Below are 22,083 nucleotides of genomic sequence, written 5' to 3' on the forward strand. Positions count from 1 at the left end.
TTTCGGTTGTAAATACTTATGACAAGAACAGACGGCGTTCCCGGCGTAATACAAAGAAAATTTTAAGAATATTCCAGAACTGAATCAGGCGCCGGAAGGCGCCTGGGAGAGAAGATTAACGCTGTTCGCCTCGGCTGGCAATAACGTTTTGGTACCAGAAAAAACTCTTTTTTCGTTTACGCGCCAGGTTTTGCTGGTGATCGACATAGACGAACCCGTACTGCTTTTTATAGCCGTTAAGCCAGCTTAAAAGGTCGATAAAGGACCAGGGGTAGTAGCCGCGCACGTCAGCACCGAGCGCCAGCGCATTTTCCAGTGCATTAATATGGCTGCTGAGATAGTCAATGCGCGGGTCGTCAACGACCTCGCCATCAATAATCGGGTCTATTGCGCCCAGTCCGTTCTCAGTAATATAAATCGGAATATCACCATAGCGCTCTTTAACCATCATGATGCCGTCGGTTAACCCCTGCGGCCAAATCTCCCAGCCCCATTCGGTATAGGTGCTTTGCGGGTTGCGCACGAAGTAAAAGAGCCCATCAACCCCAGGCTCGCCGCCGGTCGGCTCTTCAGGAGGCTGCGCCGATACGGTTTCACGGCGATAGTAGTTAAGGCCGATAAAGTCACAACGGTTCTCGCGCAGCAGGGCATCGTCGCCAGCTGCAAACGCCGGGACGCCCCAGAGCGCTTGGGTTTGTTGTAGCAGCGCTTCAGGGTAGCAGCCTTTTAAGACCGGATCGTAAAGCCAGTGGGTGTGGATAGCGTCCGCCATCTCGGTCGCACGCTTATCTTCTTCGCTGTCGGTTAGCGAGGTGTGAGGTTGCAGGACGTTAACGAAGCCAATCTCGCCTTCAACGCCCATTTCACGAAAAGCTTTGATAGCCAGCGCATGGGCAATAAAGACGTGGTGACAGGCCTGAATGGCGCGCGCCGGGTCATGGACGGCTGGTGGGTGGAGGCCGTTAATGTAACCGTGGCCAATAAAAACGATGGTTTCGTTAAAGGTGGCCCACAGTTTCACGCGGGAGCCAAAACGTTCGTAACAGAGGCGGGCATACTCAGCGAAAGCCTCTGCCGTGCTGCGCGCTTCCCAGCCGCCTTCATCCTGCAATGCCTGCGGCAAATCCCAGTGATAGAGGGTTATCATCGGTTCAATATTATGCGCCAGCAGTTCATCAATCAGATCGCTATAAAATTGAATACCCGCTTCGTTAACTTCACCGCGGCCGTTGGGCAGCAGGCGAGGCCATGAAATAGAGAAGCGATAGCTCTGCAAGCCCATTTCCGCCATGAGAGCGACGTCTTCGCGAAAGCGATGGTAATGATCGACGGCGATATCACCGGTTGTGCCCTGAAAAGTGGTGCCCGGGAGGTGGGAATAAATATCCCAAATAGAAGGGCCTTTGCCATCGGCATCGTGTCCGCCTTCAACCTGATAAGCTGCGGTAGCGGCGCCCCATAAAAAGTGTTGCGGAAATCCGGCCATGAAGAAACTCCTTATCGAATGATAAGGTGAGTGTAATGAAAGCATGTGCAACTGTGCAACCGGTTTCTGAAACCGGTTGCACAGTTGCGAAGCGGGTCACTGTTTATTTAGACAGCGGCTTCGTCTGAACAACATCAATAGACGGTGGAGACTGGTAGTTATCAATATGATGAGCGATAACTAAAAGCAGGGCTGAAACGCCCAAAACAATCCAGCCAATAAGTTCAACAATACGATTAAAAACGTTTTCCATAACTCTAAAGCAAATAATCAAACCAGGCCGGAATGTTACTAAATGACTGAAGCAACGCAAGCGTTACCTGGCTTCAGTTGCGCAACTGACGTAAAAACGATCAATTATTCCCCCTGCGTTAGCAAAAATAATGACCTGAGACCTATAGTGAGTATAACGACGTTATTTCTCATTAAAGGAGGGCAAGATGAGTGACGCTATCCGGGTTGGATTAATCGGTTACGGTTATGCGAGCAAAACCTTTCATGCGCCATTAATTAGCGGCACGCCGGGAATGACGCTGGCGGCGGTATCCAGCAGCGACGAAAGCAAAGTGCTTGCCGATTGGCCCGTCGTAAAGGTGGTTTCCGATCCGGGACAACTCTTTAGTGACCCAACCCTCGATCTGATTGTGATCCCGACGCCAAACGATACCCATTTCCCGCTGGCGAAGGCTGCGCTGGAGGCGGGTAAGCATGTGGTCGTTGATAAGCCCTTCACCGTGACGTTGTCACAAGCTCGCGAGCTGGATGTGGTTGCGAAAAGAGAAGGACGCTTGCTATCGGTGTTTCACAATCGCCGCTGGGACAGCGATTTTCTTACCGTTAAAGCGCTGATTAACGAAGGTCTGCTCGGCGAGGTGGGTTATTTCGAATCCCATTTTGACCGCTACCGGCCACAGGTACGCAATCGCTGGCGCGAGCAAGGCGGTCCGGGCAGCGGCATCTGGTACGATCTGGGTCCACATCTTCTTGATCAGGTGGTCAATCTGTTTGGCCTTCCCGTTAGTATGAATGTCGATCTGGCGCAATTACGCCCGGGCTCCCAGTCCACCGACTATTTTCATGCTGTTTTGGCCTACCCGCAGCGTCGCGTGGTGCTGCACGGTACGCTGCTGGCGGCGGCGGAAACGGCGCGCTATATCATTCACGGTTCGCGTGGGAGCTATGTGAAATACGGCCTCGATCCGCAGGAAGAGCGGTTGAAGGGGGGCGATCGTTTGCCACAGGAAGACTGGGGATACGATATGCGCGATGGTTTACTGACGCGGGTTGAAGGTGAAGAGCGGAGCGAAGAGTCGTGGTTAACGCTGCCGGGCAACTATCCGGCTTACTATGCGGCGATTCGCGATGCCCTTAACGGGAGCGGCGATAACCCGGTCCCGGCGGGTCAGGCTATCCAGATAATGGAGTTGATCGAACTCGGTCTGGAATCGGCCAGACATCGGGCGACGTTGTGTCTGAACTAATCTTTCTGCAATAACCCGGCAGAATACTCATCTGCCGGGTTAGCCTGGTTTAATAATAAGTGATGTTATATGTGAGCGAGGCGTTCATCTTTCCCGGGACCACCGCACCGCTGCCGGGTACTTTGCGATAAGAGACCCGGTATAGATCGTTTATCAAATCGCCTTTCGTTTGTGCAAACCAGGCAGCATAGCTATTGCCGGTGTAGTTTGGCCTTTGAATGCCCGAATGAGCGCCATCCCTTGAGTAGTTGGTAATCTGGAAGCCAACATTTTTTGCGCTATCAGGAGTATTGGTTGGCATATATAAGCTGCCATCGCTGGAGACATTATCGGTGTGAAACGTGGGATAGCCGGTGTTCTCACCTTCCATAAGGACACAGTCGCGAAAATGCAGTGATAGCGTCGTTTCACCGGCAATTTCCCCGTCGGCCAGCACTTCAGCAGACACGTCAGGTAACTGGATAACCGGATTCATCGACGGGGTGCCGCCCGCCACCGAAATGCCGTCAAAGACGCAGGTCGACTGCACGGCTTCTCCTTCGAAGTTGAGAGCACCGTCCCAGGCGATGGCGGAGGAAGAGATAAGGCATGCCAACAACCCTGAGAATGCGCTCGCGGGTATTCTTTTCATGGGTAAAATTCCTTTTTGAGCCAGGTAATCAAAAATAAGTCACTTCGTAATAAGCCGTGCTGGTGATGCGCCCGGCGGTAATGGGTTTGGCAGGATCCAGTTTCCGATAGCTTGCGCCGTACATAATGGCGATATCCTCCCGGTCTTCCGATAACGCAATTATCGAGCGGCTATCGGTGTAACCATTAAAACTCATGGTTACCCCTGAGCTCGGGGATCCCCATTGTGTTTTTTCATACCAGTGCAAAATCTCAATGCCCAGATTGCTTGCCCCGTTCGCTGTCGTGTTTGTTAGCCGGTAATCGCCGGAGGTATTATTGGCATAAAACCCGACGACGATATTTTTCAGGGTAGCCGTCGCTTTGCATCCCTTTAGATAAATATAAAAACGACTGATGTCGCTGGTTCCGTTGGTTAAGCGGGTAGAGACTTTGGGGAGCCGGATGGTGGCATTCGTGGAGGGCGTTCCGCCTTCTGCTGCCGCGCCTGAAATCTCGCAGGTGCCATCGCTGATTTTGCCCAACACGGTGAGGGAACCCTCGTTTGCCCATGCGAGGGTCGCGCTCATAAAAAGGAGCGCCCCTGGTAATATCGTCTTCAGTTTTATTCTCATTGCCATCCCCTGGTGTATTTCGATGTTATTGTCCGCCAAACAACGGACCGTTTATTGACGAGTGAACTTTTAGTCGTAGGTCACCCAGATATTGACCTTGCCCTTGATGCCGCCGGTGTAGGGTTTCCCATCGCTGGTAATGGCTGCGTATTGAACGTATCGAGCCGTCAGGGCGAGGGGGGAGGCGGTACGATAGACAGGGAGGCTATTATTCTGCCCGTTGTTCCCGTATGCTCCCGCGTCCACAGGAGTACCATCACCGACATGAATACGCTTGCCGTTAAGCAGCATCTCAATCTCCAGCCCCTCAATGCTTTTGCTATCGTCATGCTGATACAGCACGATATTCTGCTGCGCCGAGGTCTGCGTGCCGCTGTCTTCAAAGCGCAGGCGCAGGTGCGCCACCTGACCGGTACACTCCAGCTGTAGCTCAAACGGCGTTTGTGCGCCGCGAGCCGGAAGTTCTTGTTTACTGCGGACCACCCAACGCCCCATCTCCACCTGATACGCTTTTGTTGAGAGCCGACAGGCGGGCGCGATTGGCGTTATGCCACCCAGCCCAAGATTCACGCTACTGCTCTGCGCCACGCCGGTATCAAGCCAGAGTTGACTGGTCAGTGGCGATATCGCCGTGCCGTATACCACCTCCGCGGTTTTCACCAGTTCCGCTTTGGCTGACAAGGTGGCGACTTTCCCGGGGTTAAAAATGTAGCGACCCGCGCTGTCGCTGCTGACCTCCAGGCTGGCACAGGCGCTAAGCTGGGACTGGTTTTTCACGATTTCCCCCTGCGCGGTACGAAAGTGCCAGCGGATCCCCACGCCGGGATTAGTGGTCGGCATCAGTTCATCGCCGCCCTTCACCGTGAGGCACAGTTGCCGGTTAGAGGGATTATCATGCGCGGCGTCGCGTAGTTGGGGCGTCGAGTTACCGATCCCCGAGCCGACGCAAGAGAGGGTGTAATCCGGTAAAAAGGTGGCGTAATCCCATGACCAGAGTCGCGTGCCGTACGGCTGAGCATTATCGACAACCAATGGGATGATCTCGGCAAACGGCAGTCGGTCAGGCGTGTGGTAGAGGCAGGTTGCCGCCTTCTGGCCCGCACGGTCGCCATCAAACCAGTAAACCTCCTCGCTGATGTTGGCGGCGAGCGCCGGATGCGTGCAGATGAGGCCGCTCAGTATCCCCGCGACCGATCGCTTCACAGCGCCACCTGCTGGGTTAATTCTTCTCCTGTGCCGCCATAATCGTGCACTGCGCTCCACGTCAGCGTGGCCTGGCCTCCGGCAAAGGCTGGCGGAACCTCATAGCGCTGACTCCCTTTCGGCGGCGGCATATGGAATTTGTCATTGAGCATCACTTCCGCTTTTCCGGCCCGCTTAAGCGCCAGCCTGCCGAAGCTGATGTAGTAGGGGGTAGGGTTGTTGGCGATAAGCCAGGTTTTACCGCCGCTCTTTTCCACCTGCCATTTCAGCTGTTTGACGGCACTGCGCGCGTCGTCGCCGTTGAGTCCCGTCGGGCGAACGAAAACTTTAATTCGACTACGGATCGCCATGACCAGCTTATTCCCGCCGTCGCCGGAAGCTTTTGGCGGGATCTCTTGTACCGCCAGCCAGTAAACGGACTCCCGGTCCTCGGGAATGCCGCCGGGGATCACCACCAGGCGCAGCTTGCCCTGCTTTTTGCCATCAAGTTGCATCACCGGCGGGGTCAGGACCAGCGGGATGTTATCGTCATTTCCCTGGGTATCCTCCAGCCAGGACTGCACCATGTAGGCCTGCGGCGCGTCGTTAATAATATCTACCGGAGTCTCTTTATCCGTTGCGTACGCGACGATACGGGTCAACATGGGACGCACGGCGGCCTGTACCGATGGCATCATGCTGGCGACAAGGGCCAGCGGAATTAGTGCTTTGAGGATGTGATTCCCTTTCATGGTCTTTTCCTTGTGATAAGTACGATATTACTGACACTGGACGGCGACTTTCTGATACCAGTTATTGGGCTCCAGTTGCGCTCCGCTCGCTACAGGTAGCAGGAAATAGCAGCGCTGGGCGGGCGTTTCTCCCCACTGCACGCGCAGTTTTTGCTCGCGGTCGGCGGCGATGCCGCTGAGATAAGCCAGGCCTTTATTCCCGACGATCCCTGCTTCATCTTTTTCACCTTCGACGTAAATCAGCGCGCCAAGGGGGATGGATTTACTACTGCGGATCTCAACCATTGCCCGACGACCGATACGGGTGGCGAAATGCAGCAGAACGGCGGCCCCCTGGGTCGGGACAATCTTGCGGGAAGACTCTTTCAGCTCCACGCCTTCGGTTTTGCTGGTATCCAGAGTCAGCGTGTTGTAGCGGTATGGCGTCATATATGAGAGCACCGTACGCCCCCAGCGATCGGTATTGGTGCTGCTGTTTCCGCTCACCTGAATGCCTTTTGCATCAGGCGTTTCGATAATGCCGATGGTATCGCCCAGCATCGGGGCGAGCAGGATGCCGCCGGAATAGAGCACCAGGCCGCCGCTCATGCCTGCGGAGAATTGCATGACGTCGTCGCTGTGCCCGATGGAACCGTTGAAGGCACCGAGGCTTGAGCCGTAACCGAGGGAGAGCGATTCGCTGGTGCCGCCGCCCGGATCGCGTTGAAGATTGGCGGAATAAGTCAGGGCGTTGTCCAGCGCGTTGCCGGAATAGCCCAGCGTCTGGCTATACTGGTTATCCCGGTTGCGTGTCATTCCGTAATTGAGCGAACCCGCGTTGTGCTGGCGTTTTCCCCAGTCAAAAGGGATGCTGACGTTCAGGTTGAGCTGGTTGTCTTTGCTCTGATCGCTTTTCGTCCAGCTCCAGGTCAGGGAGACGCTGGCCGGGCCTATTTGCGTGCCGCCACCGGCGGTGAGGGTGCTGTTTTTCTCCGAGGTGTGGTAGTAGCGGTCCTGGCTTAGGGCAAAATAGAGGTTACCCCAGGTGTTCAACTCCTGATTGAGATTGATCTCCGTTCGGCTACGACGGCGACGGTTCCAGCCTTCCTCACCGTAGTCGTAGCCATTCACCTCCTCATGGTGATATCTCTCCATGTAATCGCTGAAGTCCATAAAACCCTGGGAATGATACTGGTAGCCTGCAACCTGAAGATTAGTGTCAGTGGACTCGAAATAGCGGGCATAAAGCACCCGTAGCGCGGAACCGTTTTTTTGGGCCTCGTTTTGCCAGGTTTCGCGATAGCGGGCTCCTGCCAGCTCCAGCGAAAAAGCGCCGATAGCACCGATGTTCCATGCCGCACCCGCCGACAGCGACTGGTAGTCCTCCGCGACCAGCGCGGTGGAGAGTAACGTCAGATGTTCAAAACCGTACTCCAGGCTGCCGAAACCCAGCCAGGGTTCACCTTCGGCATGACTATTTTGTCGATATTGGCCCGCTGCCGCGCTATAGCGCAGCGCACCGGGGCGGATCATGGTAGGGAGCGTGGAATAGGGCACCCGGAACACTTGTCGGCTACCATCAGCCTCTTCAATCGTCACTTCTAGGTCAGCACCCGAACGCGCGCTGGAAAGGTCGTCAATGGCAAAGGCTCCCGGAGTGACCGTGGTGCTGTAAATCGTTGAGTTTTGCTGACGGATGGTTACTTTTGCATTGGTACGAGCGATGCCACGGATAACCGGGGAGAAATCAAACTGATTATCGAGCATCATGCGTTCGGTGGTCGCCAGCGTCACGCCGCGCAAGGGAATATTATTGAGAATCGCACTGCGTGACTGAGTAAAAATATCGCCGATGGAAATATGGCCGCGGGCGGCGGCAATGCCCCGATTGAGATAGAGGCTATCGTGATTGGTTTCCCAGCCGTTATCTTCATTTTTACTGAAGGAGTCAGTACTAAACAGCCGCCAGGGACCGGCTCCGCCCGTGCTGTTCAGGCTAATCCATGCGCTGCGGCTGATTTTGTCATCGCTCTCGCCAGCATCTTTAAGCTGTGATTGGTATAAGTAGCCGCTGTAGCTGGTGCGTAGATTCGCAACGCCATCATCCCATTCTTTAGGCGAAAGCATCGCGGAATCGATGCGCTTAACTGCTTCCTGAGGTACCTGAAGAGATAATGTTTGCAGGCTATTATCGTAGCTGACGGTCGCGGCTGGAATGCGGGTGGTAATGTCTTCGCACTGGCTGGCGGTCAGCGTTGCCGGGTCGATTTCCCCGTCAGCATCTGCGGGGAGTCGCCAGCCGTTGTACTGTTCGGTGCGTATCCCCAATTGTTGCAGAAACGCGGTGGAAAGGCAGGGGACAGCCGTTTTGTTTTGTCTGTCTTCAACAAACAAAATTGAATAACGATCTATAAAGCGATCGTTCAGGGTGAAATCGACGGTTTTCAGGCCTGGCGTTACCGCATTGTGATAGAGAAAAACTTCGGCTGTTGCTCCGCGCTTATCTTTACGCAAAAACTGGGTCTCATATTCACTGCCGATGGCCAGCGCGTGGTGAACAGGCGCAAAGAGTGCGCTGAGAACAAAGCCAGCCGAGAGCTGTTTTCCGTAACCTGTCACGCCATTTCCTTAACTATTTTGTGTTGTTGTCGTGTTTTACGCCGCCTGATTACTGGTATTCCATCTCGTAATCGACAAAGGTAGAAAACGCGCCGGGCGTGGCTGTTTCGCCATATGCGGTATGGGCGGAAGCGATAAAACCGAGCCGTATGGTGCCGTCCTCACTGCCGCTCAGCGCTGGCAGGTTGAACCATGCTGTTGCCGATCGACCCTGACCTACCGGCAGACTCTGGTTGCTGTTGTTGGTCACGCTGCGCTCATACAGCATGATGACCTTCCCCTGAGCGCCGCCGCTGATGGCATTGCGTAGATAACCGCTGCTGTCGGCGTAGGGGCTGGTTAAACGGACGCGGATATTTTGCCGTTGAGCCGCTGCGTAGCAGTTTTTGATATGGATTTGGAACCAGCGAAAGCTGGTGGCGGAATTTGAGTATTCAGAAAGATTAGTCAGAGTGATGACTGGATTAAGTACCGGCTGAGCAGTGCTAATTTCGCTATCGGAAATGACGCCTAACACGTTGCAGGTGCTGTCGGTAATCGCGCCGGAAAGGGTCAATGAACCCTCGGTAGCCTGCAATAAAGGAGACGACAGAATTAAAGTTAGAGCCAGCAATTTTATTTTCATATCAGCGATAACCTGGCGGTGGATAACCTCCCGACCAGTGGCCGGGAGATAAAATCAAAAATAAGATATTTCGTAGTTAATGGTGTTATAAACCGCGCCAGCGGTGACCGCAGCGCCGCTATTGACGACGGAATAAGAGGCCTGATATTTCATGGTCACATCGCCAGAAGTTGTTGGCAGTGCTGCGCCCGGATCCAGATTGGTCCCGCCGTTGACGTCAATGGCCGCGCCTGTTTCTGTCTGAAGAATGACCCCAATATTGCCTGCAGCGGCGCTGTTACCATTCGCACCTGCGACGATCACGCCGTTGCTGACGGTATCAGCGGTGGTGAACAGGGCGCGCACGTTTTGCAAGCTGGTGGTTGCCAGACAACCGGTCAGCAGGATCTCAAAGTTGGTGGTGCCCGCGATGTTGGTGCCGCTGTCGAAAGCCGATGTTGGCAGCGTTGGCAGGTTAATCGTCGCAGCGGTGGAGTGAGTCCGGCCGGTTTGCGCCGCCCCGGCGACAACGCAGGTTGAGGCGGTGATGGTTCCGTTAAAGGTGATGGTACCGTCCGATGCCTGAACCAACGGAGAGGCCAGCATCAGCGCCGTAGTACCGGCAATCAATGTTGTCTGGATATTCATAAAATTCACGTCCTTTGAAGTAATAATACTCCCGCCATAGACTCGAATTGGCAGTCACATTGCGCGTCTCGAGTTATTTAGGGGTTCATGTAACGTAAGCATTTTTTAAAACACATACGGATAACAATAATTAATATTAATTGGATGTGCTCAGCCTTTTATTAGTTGAACATTTAAAAGGTTTTGCTATATTATTATGATGTGGCCCGTTTTGTGTTTCAGGATAATAAAGTGTCAAAAATAACAATTCAAGAGAATTGTTTATTACAGGTTCCTGTTAATTAATATCCTGTTGAGTTTGTTTTTGTGTGTTTTACAGTTATTTATTGTTGTGGTAAAAATTGAGCTAATTAACTCGATATAAAGAAATCCCCGCGTTGACGCGGGGGGTAAATATTATGAAGCCTGTTGTACGCGTGCAATCAATGCTGTTTTTTCCTGTGGGCTTAAAAAAGCGAGTTCCAGACCATTCACCTGCGCCTGACGAATTTGTTCGCGGCTCAGTCCCGCAGCCGGAGCCGCGACGGTGTATTCGTGGATAATATCAACGCCCTGTACGGCCGGGTCATCAGTGTTAATGCAGGCCAGCACGCCGTGTTCCAGGAACGTTTTCAGCGGATGCTGGGCCAGTGAGGGTACGGTACTGGTCTGGATATTTGACGTCAGGCAGGACTCAATACCGATCCGCTGTGCGGCAAGATAATCCATCAGCGCCAGATCTTGTACCGCTTTTACGCCGTGACCGATACGTTCCGCGCCCAGCTCACGAATCGCCTGCCAGATGCTTTCCGGGCCTGCGGCTTCTCCCGCGTGCACGGTAATGCGCCAACCCGCATCGCGGGCGCGGCTGAAGTGGTCCATAAACAGATTGCCAGGAAAACCGAGTTCATCTCCGGCGAGGTCGAGAGCAGTAATGCCGTCGCGGTGGGCAAGCAGGGCTTCCAGTTCCTCGTTACACGCCGTCTCACCAAAGGTGCGGCTCAGAATTCCGATCAGACGCGCTTCAACGTTAAAATCGCGGCTGCCTTCTTTCACGCCAGCGATGACCGCTTCTACCACGCCTGCAACCGGCAATTGGTGTGTCATTGCCATATAGCGCGGGGAGAAGCGCAGTTCAACATAGTGCAGACCATTTCGCGCGGCATCTTCGAGGTTTTCGTAAGCGACGCGGCGGCAGGCTTCCAGCGAGGCCAGCACTTTCACGCCCCAATCCAGCTTAGAGAGAAAACTCACCAGGTCAGGTTCATTGCTGGTGACCTGTACGTGCGGGCGCAGGGTATCAAGAGTGTTTGCCGGAAGAGAAAGATTGAACTGACGGCCAAGATCGAGAATAGTTTGGGCCCGGATATTGCCATCAAGGTGGCGGTGAATGTCGGTTAGTGGCAAAGTTGAATCAATCATGGTCGCACTCTTTTTTTAGTTAAAGTGCGCACTATTGTACATCAGAGCGATAAACGGTTAAAAGCTCTGAAAAATACCGAATAAATCAATGGAAAAGAGAAAAAGCGGGGAGGATTACCCTTTTTAGCGCATGGGCGACGGTAGCGTTCATAGCAAAACGCTATTAATCATAGTGAAACAGTCTTTAATTTTGCCAGCGAGATTTTTTATAGTCTCCGGCACTAGTTTTCCTGCAATGAGTGGCAGGCTATTTTAAAAAGGACCCTGGGAATATGGTTTTCACGTTAAAAAAAATCACGGTATCGCTGGCTGTGGCAAGCGCACTGTTGCTGAGTGGCTGCAAACCTTCTGAGCAGGACCCCAATCACGTCAAAGTGGGGATTAGCGCGGGCGTTGACCAGGAAGTGTGGGCGGTGGCGCAAAAAGTCGCAAAAGAGAAATACAATCTCGATGTTGAAGTCGTGACGTTTAATGATTTCGTTCTTCCCAACGAGGCGCTCAACAACGGCGACCTGGATGCTAATGCCTTCCAGCACAAGCCCTATCTGGATAAACAGATTCAGGAGCGCGGTTACAAACTGGTTGAAGTGGGGACGACGTTTGTTTATCCGATAGCCGCCTACTCGAAGAAAATCAATTCGGTCGCCCAGTTGCAAGATGGCGCACAGGTCGCGGTGCCGAATGACCCGACCAACCTTGGACGTGCGCTGCTTCTGCTGCAAAAACAGGGGCTGATTACGCTTAAAGATGGCGTCGGGCTGTTGCCGACCTCGCTGGATATTATCAGCAACCCGAAAAATCTGAAGATTGTTGAAATTGAGGCCCCGCAGCTAACCCGCGCGCTGGACGACCAGCAAATAACGATGGCGATCATCAATACCACCTTCTCAAGCCAGGTGGGGTTGTCACCGTCGCGCAATGGCCTGTTTGTCGAAAGCAAAGACTCGCCTTACGTCAACATCTTCGCCAGCCGCATCGAAAACAAAGACAGTGAAAAGGTGAAAAACCTGGTAAAAGCCTATCAAAGCGATGAAGTCGCCGCTGCGGCGGAGGAGCTTTATAAAGGTGATGCGGTGAAAGGCTGGTAATCCTGTGAAATACCCGGCCCGGTAAGGCGTCAGACGCCGCCGGGCCTGTTGGCTCGCGCCTATTTTTGAATTAAATAACGAATGGTTGGCCCATCCTGCTGGATATCAAGCACGGTGTAGCCATGATTTTTCGCATCCAGCGGGATATTGTTAATCGACTGCGGACAGTCGCTGACCACTTCCAGAATTTCGCCTTTCTTTAACGAAGGCAGAGCTTCCAGAGTGGCGATTGCCGGATAGGGGCAGGGTTCGCCAACCATATCGAGGCGATAATCAGGAACGATAGTTTTCATGCTGTCTCCTTAATGGACGCGGCGGCGAGGGACTTGCGGCGGAAAAAGTGTTTCTCCCAGGCGATGACCAAAATGAGCGCGATAAGCAGCAAAAGATAGGTCACCAGCAGGCCGCCGAAGGGGCCAAATGTCGCTAACAGATTGATTTTATCCCAGTTGGTTGCCAGCACCGGTGAGAGCCCATCCCAGTAATAAGCAAGGATAGTTGAGCCAATAACGTTGCCCAATCCGACCCACCAGAAATGCACCTGTCCCTCAACAGCACGGTACATCCAGCCGGTTTCACAGCCGCCCGCCAGCACGATGCCGAAGCCAAACAGCAGGCCGCCGATGACCGCATTAGGGCCTGCCCACATAATTTTCGGCTCCATGCCAAGCTGCACGTAGCTAAAAATCCCAATAGCGCTGGCGGCCATACCGAAAATAATCGCCTTCGCCATATTGGTACGCCCGGTGATCCACATATCGCGGAAAGCGGAAGTAAAGCAGATCTGTGCACGTTCAATCAGCAGGCCAAATCCAACGCCGAACAGCATGGCCAGACCGAGCTTAGGTTGATTCGCAGCCGTCAGCAGTCCCCAGGCGATCATGGCGAAAAATACCAGCATCCCAAGGCGGAAACGACGTCGCGCCTGATCTGGCTTTTGCGTTAAAGGCGACGCGCTAGAGACCTTTTGCATCTTCACCGGAATGCGAAAAATAGGTAGCAAGGTAAAGCGCGCGCCGAACCAGGTGCCGATAGCGGTAGCGATGGCAAAGAACCAGGCATGCAGAGAAAACTGCGGAATGCCGGTGAAGAATGCCGCCAGATTACAACCCATCGCCAGACGCGCGCCGAAACCGGCGATGATCCCTCCGGCGATGGCCTGGAGAATACGAACCCGGCTGCGCGGGAAGCGTAGCTTAACGTTGTTGGCCCACAGCGCCGCAGCGAAGCAGCCGCCGAACATGCCGATAATCATCATGCCGTCGATGCGGGTTAACGGTGTTCCCTCAAGATGAATCAGTTTGTAGTAGCCCCACTGTTCGCTGTGTACGCCGACCAGTTGCAGTAACTGTCCGCCCCAGCGAGTAAATTCGCCGGTGACCGCCCAGAAGGTACCGGTAATACCGAAGTAGTAGGTAGAGAGAATGCCGGCGGCGATAACTGCGGGAACGGGTGACCAGAACTTAATCAGCCACGCTTGTTTGAATTGTTGCCATGTCATGAAAATGCCTCTGAACTCAGAAGGTTTATACCCTAAATAATTCGAGTTGCAGGCAGGCGGCAAGTAAGTGAATCCCCGGGAGCTTACTTGAGTAAGTGACAGGGGTGAACGAACGTAGCCAACGAACATGCAACTTGAAGTATGACGGGTATATTACCCGTATCGGGTTGGAGAGGCGCAATAATACGCCGTTTGAGCAGTTAAAACTCTCGACGGGATCAAAGTGAGGCGATGATATGAAGGTAAAAGGCCACGCGTTGTGGCCTTTTACAAGCGGCTATCCACTGCTTTACCGAGGTGATGATGGATTGTCAGCTTATTCTTATATTAATTGAATCCTAGGCGAACGAGACCCAGCGGACAATATAATCCCTCATGGCCTTCAATTTCCACGCAATCTGAGCGGCGGAGCTGCTCTGCCGTTTTGCCGCTCCCGTGAATGGCCTTAATAACGCCCGTCGCGCCATTGTCGGCTACCATAACCATGCTGCCTGTCGAGATAGCGTTACGGTTACGATCGTAAGTTTTCATTGTTTCCTCCTTTTTAAGTCTATTTTGACGGGATGGTTAAAACGGCATTTTAATACACCTACGGAGAAGGATTTTTTTTGAGTTTTGTCAAAATAATGAACGGTTTTTCGCTAAAAATATAATAGGGTGGAATGGTTAAATTTAAAGTCTGATTATTCATAGGGGGTATGGCGCTGAGCAATAAAGGAGCATTTCATTCACGTTACCGTTTTATGAACGGATTATTACGCTTGTCAGATGCGCGATAATAGCGAAAGATAACCTTCTTCGGGCTTAATTAGCGCTCACTGAGGATCCTGAGGGATATATGAGTCAAGACGTCACCAGTAAGATGTTAAAGCCTGATTTTGATATGGAAGTGTCCGGCTTAGTGCACGGATATGTCTTTCGTGAAGGGAGTTTACCCCTGCGGATCACCTCAAATGAGGTTTGCACCCAATATCAACAACTGGATAAGGAAAATGATTTTGTCTGGCTGCATCTGAATCTCAATCATGCGACCGCTGAGAAGTGGCTCAAAAGTCAGTTTGCCGTGGCTGACTTTTTCTTTGAAGAGATCCGTGGCGGTTCCCACACCACAAGGATTGAACGGCAGGGCGAAAATTTGTATGCCGTTCTGAACGATGTCATTTTTCATCCCAAGGATACCGACTCGGAAACCTCGACGCTGTGGTTATATTGCAGCCAGAAGCTGGTGGTGACCGCCCGCTATAAGCCGCTGCGCTTTATTGAATGGATGCTCCCGCGCTTGCAAACCCTCAAAGTGAATTCATCGACCGAACTGCTGGCTTTCTTGCTGGAAGAGCAAGAAGAAGTTCTCGAGCAGGTGGTTCGTCAGGCCAGCCAGCACGTGGATGTGATTGAAGAACGCTTGCTAAGTAATCATGTCCAGCGTAATCGCGCCGATCTGGCGCGTCTGCGGCGAATGCTGCTGCGCTTTCAGCGTCTGTTAGCGCCCGAACCGGCGGCGATGTTCCGCTTACTTAACCGTCCTCCGGCGTGGATCGACCGCTCGGTAGTGCAGGAATTTCGCCAGTTCACCGAAGAGTTTACCGTGGTGCTGAACGATCTTTCTGGATTGATTGAGCGGATCAGCTTGCTTCAGGAGGAGATCAGCGCCAGACAGCTCGAACAAAGCAACCGCACGCTCTACACCCTGACGGTGATTACCGTGCTTGCGTTGCCAATTAATATCGTCGCGGGCTTTTTTGGTATGAACGTCGGTGGAATACCGCTATCGACCAACCATCATGGTTTTATTTGGCTGGTGGTGATTGTCGCCGTATTTACGATTGGGGCTGGATATTTGGCTTTTCGGCGGCGGGATGAGCTCTAACGACAGCGGTAGCGGGTTGACCGCTACCGTTTTCGTCGTTTAACGCGCGGTCAGCGCAGCGAACGCAGGGCGGCAATCAGCCCCTGAACGCCTTTTTCTAGCTTCTCGCGTGGGCAACCCGCGTTCAGGCGCACAAAACCCTTTCCTTCATCACCGTAAGTGTAGCCGGGCATAATGGCCACTTTCTGCTCTTCAATTAACGCTTTTTGCAAAGCCTGATCATCAACGCCCAGCACACGCAGGTCAATCCACGCCAGATAGGTTGCCTGCGGTGGCTGCCAGCTTAGCTCGGGGAAAGCGAGATTGAGTTCATGGGCGATGTAGCGCAGGTTTTCTTGCAGATACTCGCGCAGAGCGTCAAGCCAGGCGGCCCCTTCACGATAGGCGGCAACATGGGCGATCAGCGCCGGGACAGAAGGGGAAGAGAGACCGTCGCGGTTCTTGAGCGCCTGTAAATAGCTTTCACGTGTGGTGCTATCGTCAATTAACCCGTATGCACCGGTAAAAGCCGGAATATTGAAGCTTTTTGATCCGGAAGTGAACAGCGCCCACGGGCCGCGAGCGACATCGCACCATGGGGTATGCTGATGTTCAGCCCACACCATATCCATATGGATCTCGTCGCTGATCACCTTCACGCCATGCTTCTCGCACAGTTGCGCCATGGTTTCCAGCTCTTCGCGGGTCCAGACTTTGCCAGTTGGGTTTTGGGGACTGCACAGCAGCAGGACCTTATTACGTGGTTGAGCCAGTATCTGCTCAAATTCGGCCATATCACAACGCCATTGGCCGTTGTCGAGCGTTAGCGGAGCCGGGGCAATGCACCGCTGGTTGCCTTCAATAGTCTTATAAAAAGCGTCATAAGCTGGCGTATGCACCACGATACCGTCGCCAGGCTCGGACCATTGGCGAATCATCTCCGCCACCATATAGATAACTGACGGCCCGTAAACAATGGCTTCACGGTTGATTGGACTATGAAAACGGCTGGCGAACCAGTGGCTCACCGCGCTAAGGAATTCATCATTTTTCCAGCGGCTATAGCCAAACACGCCGTGCGCCAGACGCTTGCTAACGGCATCCAGAATGCAGGGGGCGGTGGCAAAATCCATATCCGAGATAGTAAATGGTAGCAAGTCGGCGGTACCGAAGCGGTCGGCAACGTAATCCCATTGCGTACACCAGGTGCCGTGACGGTCAACCGGCGTTGAAAAATCAAACATCTGAACTTCCTTAATCAGAGTCTCCCTTCGGTAACGAAGGGGGAGCGGAACTTAAGCCTCAACGGCATTTATCAAATAGCCCTCTGGATTCGCTTTCAGAGCTGACGGAATCGCCGCAGCATTTTACGCTGATTTACCAGTGATGCAGGTGACGGATTTCTCAAATGCGACAGTGCCAGTAATGTGAAATAGCCCCTCGTAAAGGGGCTATTTGTTGTTTACTGCTGCGGGGCGGCTGGCGGAACCACCGCTTGCGGAGTGGTTTCTTGTGGCAGGGTTTCCTGCGGTGCCGGTTCCGACACAGCAGGAAGCTCTAAGCCAAACATGCCGGCAAACTCATCCAGCGGCATTTTTTGCCCGTTGAGCGTCACCTGACCGTCAGCGTACTGCAGGCTGGAGGTGATGGCGTTATCTTCCATGGTGGTGATGCGGAACATCTGGCCCATCGCCGCCAGGCCTTTCACCTGCTGATCAGCCAGTTTGGCGGCGTCTTCGGGCTGATAGCCTTCAAGCCCGGCAATTTGGGTCATAAAGGCGGTTGCCATATCTACAGGGATCACCAGCTTGCCGTCGAGAGACTTGACGCTACGATCCACTTCATCGGCCAGGGTCTGCGGCGGTGTTGTGTTTTGCGACGGGTCTTGCAACAGAATGGAGAAATTGAGCGTCGTTTCGCCTTTCGCATTACGCCAGCTCAGCGGTGCGATGGTTAGCGAAGGATTGCCTTTCAGCATCATCGGCAGCGTGCTAAAGAAGGTTTGCGTCAGTGCCTGCTGGTACAGCTCAGGATCCTGCGCCAACTGCGGATCTGCCATCAGCGCCTGCGTCTCGGTGTTATATTTTTGGCTGAACGCATGGAAAGCCTGGCCATCAATATTATCCAGCTTCAGGGTTAGCCTGCCGCTACCGATATCCTGATTTTGCAGCTTCAGGCTGTTGACGGTGTAATCCAGCTGGCTATTAATGCCTTTTCCGTCGGCGGTCAGCGTGGAATTGCCGTCGACTTTCATCCCTTCAAACAGCGCCAGCTCTTTGCCTTCAACGCCAACCGATAACTTCTCCAGAGAGATGGCCTGTTTGCCAATGCGCTCGTTGAAGCTGGCCATCTCGGTGGTGCCATCGGTTTTCAGGTTATTAAAGGTGAGCTGAATCTTCTGATTGTACTCGTTAACCGCGTTGATCTGCCCGCTGCCCGCTTCGCCGCTCAGATTGATGGTTTTACCTTCACGGTCAGAATCCAGTTGGAACTGCCCGCCGCTGAAGGTCACCTTCTCATCGCCTTTCGCGTAATCCAGTGGATTGAGCACAATCGCGGACTGATTATCGCCGCTGTAGGCGATGCGGGTATCGATGGTAAACGGTGTTTCGCCTTTCGCGATGTCGAACAGCGCCTTGCTAGCGTCGTTATTGACTAACGTGGTTTTGACGGAGGCCATCGATGGCGCGAGGTTAAAGTTTTTCAGTGAGGCCAGCGGGAAGGGGCCGTGATCGACGACTTCGTCAAAGGCCAACGATTGTCCGGCAGCAAGCCAGCGGGTCTCTTTACCGGCAATCGGTTTAACCACCAGCTGTAAATGGCTGCTGAACAGACCGCGTTGGTAGTCCTGATAAGTCAGCTCAACGCCTGCCTGCGGTGCGCTGCTTTGTAACTGAGCATTGGCCTGTTGCACCATATCGGCAATACGGCTTTCCAATTGCTTTCCGGTGTACCAGGAGCCGCCGGTCCAGACGACGCCCAACGCGATGATAACTCCTGCGGCGATCAGCGATTTTTTCATAGCATTTGTCCATAAATGAAACCAGGCGGATCGGGCCGCCTGGTTGTGTTGTCATGATGGGTGAAAGTCTAGCAACTGTGGATAAAAAGTTCAGTAACTTACTAGAGCTTATTGAACACGCGCGCTACGCGACCGGTGCCGCTAACCTGTACTGGCGATTCGTTACAGGCGACAAACGCCGATTCACCCGCGGTCAGCGTCAGGCTTTGCTCGCCTTTAGTGATAACGGCTTCACCCTCAACGCAGAACAGAATCGCCGCGCTATCCTGGGCGATGGTTGACGCCTGCGCAGACAGGTCGTGCAGAGAGAAGGCAAAATCATCGACCGGGATCGGGAAATCCAGCTCCGCGCCGTGGGTCACTGGCTGAGTCAGCAGCTCACCCGCAGGTTTGGCTGTAAATTTAACGTTAGCGACCAGCTCTGGAATATCAATGTACTTCGGCGTCAGGCCCGCGCGCAGAACGTTGTCCGAGTTAGCCATCACCTCCAGCGCCACGCCCTGCAGGTAGGCGTGCGGGGTTTCCGCAAACAGGAACATCGCCTCGCCTGGGTTCAGCTTCACTACGTTGAGCAGCAGCGGAGAGAAGAGGCCGCTATCGTCCGGATAGAACTCGGCGATCAGGCGAATCGTCTGCCACGGTTCTCCCTGCTCGCTGTCCAGCGCGGCCTGCAAGACGCTTAAGGCGTGCGCTTTCTCATCGCCTTTCATATTCAGCAGGCTGGCAAACAGCTGGCTCAGATGTTCGCCGTCCGGCTGCGCAAGAAACTGGGCAATGGCCGGATGGGCATCGGCTATCGGCTGCAGCAGATTGACGATATCGGCAAATTCGCGGAAGGCGTTCATGGCGAGGAACGGGGTCAGGGCAAAAACCAGCTCAGGCTTGTGGTTTGGATCTTTATAGTTACGCTCGGCGGCATCAAGCGGGATCCCGGCAGCGTTCTCTTTGGCGAAACCAATTTCGGAGGCCTGTTTGTTCGGATGAACCTGAATAGATAGCGGCTGTGCGGCACACAAGACTTTAAACAGGAACGGTAGCTCGCCGAAACGCTCTGCCACTTTCGCCCCGAGCAGGGCGGTTTTATCGCCTTCAATCACGTCACGCAGCGAGCGCGGAGTACCGGCGTTATCCAGAATCTGCGAGCTGCTCTTCGGATGCGCACCCATCCACAGTTCTGCCATCGGCAGGTTGTTCGGGTTGGCGATCCCATAAAGTTCGGTTAAGGCGGTATGACTTCCCCAGGCGTAGTTTTGCACTGAGTTGATGAGCTTTTGCATTCTCAATCCCTGTTTCCACTTGATAGTAATGGCTCTATTAAACCAGCAAACGCCCGATAAGCAACCGGCGCGAAGAAAAAGTCGTCCTGGTCTCAGTTTTTGTTAAGAAATTGTGTAAAATCGATCGGCTCGCTTTTCTACGGGCAAATGGAGTGTCTGCCTGAAATATAATCAGCCAAGCAGTAAGTGAGAGCACAATGTCGAATAAACCGTTTGTATATCAGGATCCTTTTCCACTGAAAAAGGACGATACCGAGTACTACCTCCTCAGCAGTGATTACGTCTCCGTCGCCGAATTCGCCGGCCAGGAAGTCCTGAAAGTTGAACCTCAGGCGCTAACGCTACTGGCACAACACGCTTTCCACGACGCCTCCTTTATGCTTCGCCCGGCTCATCAGCAGCAGGTCGCCGATATCCTCAACGACCCTGAAGCCAGCGAAAACGATAAATACGTGGCGCTACAGTTCCTGCGTAACTCGGATATCGCCGCTAAAGGCGTGTTGCCGACCTGCCAGGATACCGGCACCGCGATTATCACCGGCAAAAAAGGTCAACGTGTGTGGACCGGCGGCGGCGATGAAGCGGCGCTGGCGCAGGGGGTCTATAACACCTATATCCAGGATAACCTGCGTTATTCGCAGAACGCAGCGCTGGATATGTATAAAGAAGTGAACACCGGCACTAACCTGCCTGCGCAAATTGATCTCTACGCCACCGACGGCGAGGAATACAAATTCCTCTGCATTGCTAAAGGCGGCGGCTCGGCGAACAAAACCTATCTGTATCAGGAAACCAAGGCGCTGATCACCCCGGCGAAATTGAAAAACTATCTCGTCGAGAAGATGCGTACCCTGGGAACCGCTGCCTGTCCGCCGTACCATATTGCCTTTGTCATTGGCGGCACCTCGGCGGAATCTACGCTGAAAACCGTTAAGCTGGCCTCAACCAAGTACTACGATGGTTTGCCGACTGAGGGCAACGAGCACGGTCAGGCCTTCCGCGATATTCAACTGGAGCAAGAGTTGCTGCTGGAAGCGCAGAATCTCGGCCTCGGTGCGCAGTTCGGCGGTAAATACTTCGCTCACGATATTCGCGTCGTACGCCTGCCGCGCCACGGCGCATCCTGCCCGGTGGGTATGGGGGTTTCCTGCTCGGCGGATCGCAATATCAAAGCGAAGATCAACCGTGAGGGGATCTGGCTGGAGAAACTGGAGAGTAACCCGGGGAAATATATTCCCGAGCATCTGCGCCAGGCCGGTGAGGGCGAAGCGGTTAAGGTCAATCTGAATCAGCCGATGAGCGATATTCTGGCACTGCTGTCGCAGTATCCGGTGTCGACCCGACTGTCGCTGAGCGGCACTATTATTGTGGCGCGCGATATCGCCCATGCGAAGCTGAAAGAGATTATCGATAACGGCGATGAGCTGCCGCAGTACGTGAAAGATCACCCGATTTACTACGCGGGCCCGGCGAAAACGCCGGACGGCTACGCTTCCGGCTCCCTCGGCCCAACCACCGCGGGCCGTATGGACTCTTACGTTGACCTGCTGCAAGCGCACGGTGCAAGCAAGATCATGCTGGCGAAAGGCAACCGCAGCCAGCAAGTCACCGATGCCTGTCACAAACACGGTGGGTTCTATCTTGGCAGCATCGGCGGCCCGGCGGCGGTGCTGGCGCAGCAGAGCATCCGCAGCCTGGAGTGCGTGGCCTACCCGGAGCTGGGGATGGAAGCTATCTGGAAAATTGAAGTGGAAGACTTCCCGGCGTTTATCCTGGTGGATGACAAAGGCAATGACTTCTTCCAACAGATCCAGAGTTCACAATGCACCCGCTGTGTGAAATGATCTCAGCCGCCCTTCGGGGCGGTTTTTTTATGCCGCTTAGCGGCACGAACCACCAAAACAACTTATAAATCTGACCCATACTTAACGCTTTAAGCAAGTGAGCTTTGTC

20 protein-coding genes are annotated in these 22,083 nt (G+C 53.6%); 4 read left to right on the forward strand and 16 right to left on the reverse strand.

The genetic code is table 11. The annotated features are described in order from the left end of the window. Positions 1–115 precede the first annotated feature (115 nt). Both HV213_RS13280 and blr read right to left on the reverse strand, forming a co-directional pair. A complete protein-coding gene (locus HV213_RS13280; RefSeq protein ID WP_181486020.1) occupies positions 116–1,486 on the reverse strand; it encodes a GH1 family beta-glucosidase in 1,371 nt (456 codons plus the stop codon). A 103-nt stretch (positions 1,487–1,589) separates the two neighbouring features. Beyond that, the gene (blr, locus tag HV213_RS13285) at positions 1,590–1,739 is read right to left on the reverse strand and encodes a division septum protein Blr (RefSeq protein WP_112214386.1); all 150 of its coding nucleotides are present in this window, start codon (positions 1,737–1,739) and stop codon (positions 1,590–1,592) included. A 187-nt stretch (positions 1,740–1,926) separates the two neighbouring features. Here blr and HV213_RS13290 point away from each other — a divergent pair, with 187 nt between their 5' ends. Continuing rightward, positions 1,927–2,967, forward strand: coding sequence for an oxidoreductase (locus tag HV213_RS13290; protein WP_181486021.1), 1,041 nt, complete (start codon positions 1,927–1,929; stop codon positions 2,965–2,967). 49 nt (positions 2,968–3,016) lie between these two features. Here HV213_RS13290 and HV213_RS13295 read toward each other — a convergent pair whose 3' ends face one another. The 8 genes from HV213_RS13295 to add all read right to left on the reverse strand — a co-directional run bounded on the left by HV213_RS13295 (position 3,017) and on the right by add (position 11,396). Further along, on the reverse strand, positions 3,017–3,598 hold the full coding sequence (locus HV213_RS13295; protein ID WP_181486022.1) for a fimbrial protein: 582 nt from the start codon (positions 3,596–3,598) through the stop codon (positions 3,017–3,019). A gap of 28 nt (positions 3,599–3,626) precedes the next feature. After that, a complete protein-coding gene (locus HV213_RS13300; protein WP_181486023.1) occupies positions 3,627–4,166 on the reverse strand; it encodes a fimbrial protein in 540 nt (179 codons plus the stop codon). Positions 4,167–4,280: 114 nt separating this feature from the next. After that, complete coding sequence (locus tag HV213_RS13305; protein WP_181486024.1) at positions 4,281–5,414, reverse strand: fimbrial protein; 1,134 nt, start codon at positions 5,412–5,414, stop codon at positions 4,281–4,283. After that, positions 5,411–6,145 carry a fimbrial biogenesis chaperone gene (locus tag HV213_RS13310; RefSeq protein ID WP_228288612.1) on the reverse strand — a complete coding sequence of 245 codons (735 nt, stop codon included), beginning with the start codon at positions 6,143–6,145 and terminating at the stop codon, positions 5,411–5,413. The genes HV213_RS13305 and HV213_RS13310 overlap by 4 nt, the downstream gene beginning before the upstream one ends. A gap of 27 nt (positions 6,146–6,172) precedes the next feature. Beyond that, complete coding sequence (locus tag HV213_RS13315; RefSeq protein ID WP_181486025.1) at positions 6,173–8,743, reverse strand: fimbria/pilus outer membrane usher protein; 2,571 nt, start codon at positions 8,741–8,743, stop codon at positions 6,173–6,175. A gap of 49 nt (positions 8,744–8,792) precedes the next feature. Continuing rightward, entirely contained in the window at positions 8,793–9,368 is a 576-nt protein-coding gene (locus HV213_RS13320) for a fimbrial protein (RefSeq protein ID WP_181486026.1), read from the reverse strand. A 54-nt stretch (positions 9,369–9,422) separates the two neighbouring features. After that, complete coding sequence (locus HV213_RS13325) at positions 9,423–9,995, reverse strand: fimbrial protein (RefSeq protein ID WP_181486027.1); 573 nt, start codon at positions 9,993–9,995, stop codon at positions 9,423–9,425. A 396-nt stretch (positions 9,996–10,391) separates the two neighbouring features. After that, the gene (gene add, locus HV213_RS13330; RefSeq protein WP_181486028.1) at positions 10,392–11,396 is read right to left on the reverse strand and encodes an adenosine deaminase; all 1,005 of its coding nucleotides are present in this window, start codon (positions 11,394–11,396) and stop codon (positions 10,392–10,394) included. A 272-nt stretch (positions 11,397–11,668) separates the two neighbouring features. On the opposite strand from add, the gene metQ reads away from it, so the two are divergent. Continuing rightward, entirely contained in the window at positions 11,669–12,484 is an 816-nt protein-coding gene (gene metQ / locus HV213_RS13335; RefSeq protein ID WP_110274011.1) for a methionine ABC transporter substrate-binding lipoprotein MetQ, read from the forward strand. 59 nt (positions 12,485–12,543) lie between these two features. Here the strand turns inward: metQ and yedF are convergent, their stop codons facing one another. The 3 genes from yedF to ydfZ form a co-directional block, all read right to left on the reverse strand. Beyond that, a complete protein-coding gene (yedF, locus tag HV213_RS13340; RefSeq protein ID WP_110274012.1) occupies positions 12,544–12,777 on the reverse strand; it encodes a sulfurtransferase-like selenium metabolism protein YedF in 234 nt (77 codons plus the stop codon). Beyond that, positions 12,774–13,985 (reverse strand): selenium metabolism membrane protein YedE/FdhT, encoded by a 1,212-nt coding sequence (gene yedE / locus HV213_RS13345; protein WP_181486029.1) that lies wholly within the window; start codon positions 13,983–13,985, stop codon positions 12,774–12,776. Before yedE ends, yedF begins: the two co-directional genes overlap by 4 nt. A 327-nt stretch (positions 13,986–14,312) precedes the next feature. Next, positions 14,313–14,516, reverse strand: a complete 204-nt coding sequence (gene ydfZ, locus HV213_RS13350; protein WP_181486030.1) for a putative selenium delivery protein YdfZ — start codon at positions 14,514–14,516, stop codon at positions 14,313–14,315. A gap of 307 nt (positions 14,517–14,823) precedes the next feature. Between ydfZ and HV213_RS13355 the strand changes: the two genes are divergently transcribed. Beyond that, complete coding sequence (locus HV213_RS13355; RefSeq protein ID WP_181486031.1) at positions 14,824–15,852, forward strand: CorA family divalent cation transporter; 1,029 nt, start codon at positions 14,824–14,826, stop codon at positions 15,850–15,852. A gap of 50 nt (positions 15,853–15,902) precedes the next feature. On the opposite strand, the gene HV213_RS13360 is transcribed toward HV213_RS13355, so the two are convergent. The 3 genes from HV213_RS13360 to manA all read right to left on the reverse strand — a co-directional run bounded on the left by HV213_RS13360 (position 15,903) and on the right by manA (position 20,130). Then, entirely contained in the window at positions 15,903–17,075 is a 1,173-nt protein-coding gene (locus tag HV213_RS13360) for a MalY/PatB family protein (protein ID WP_181486032.1), read from the reverse strand. 218 nt (positions 17,076–17,293) lie between these two features. Next, entirely contained in the window at positions 17,294–18,853 is a 1,560-nt protein-coding gene (locus tag HV213_RS13365) for a YdgA family protein (protein WP_181486033.1), read from the reverse strand. 101 nt (positions 18,854–18,954) lie between these two features. Then, positions 18,955–20,130, reverse strand: a complete 1,176-nt coding sequence (gene manA, locus HV213_RS13370) for a mannose-6-phosphate isomerase (RefSeq protein ID WP_181486034.1) — start codon at positions 20,128–20,130, stop codon at positions 18,955–18,957. 197 nt (positions 20,131–20,327) lie between these two features. On the opposite strand from manA, the gene fumA reads away from it, so the two are divergent. After that, positions 20,328–21,974 carry a class I fumarate hydratase FumA gene (gene fumA, locus HV213_RS13375; RefSeq protein WP_110274019.1) on the forward strand — a complete coding sequence of 549 codons (1,647 nt, stop codon included), beginning with the start codon at positions 20,328–20,330 and terminating at the stop codon, positions 21,972–21,974. Positions 21,975–22,083: the final 109 nt, after the last annotated feature.

The sequence above is a fragment of the Klebsiella sp. RHBSTW-00484 genome (genome assembly GCF_013705725.1).
Taxonomy (GTDB): Bacteria; Pseudomonadota; Gammaproteobacteria; order Enterobacterales; family Enterobacteriaceae; genus Klebsiella.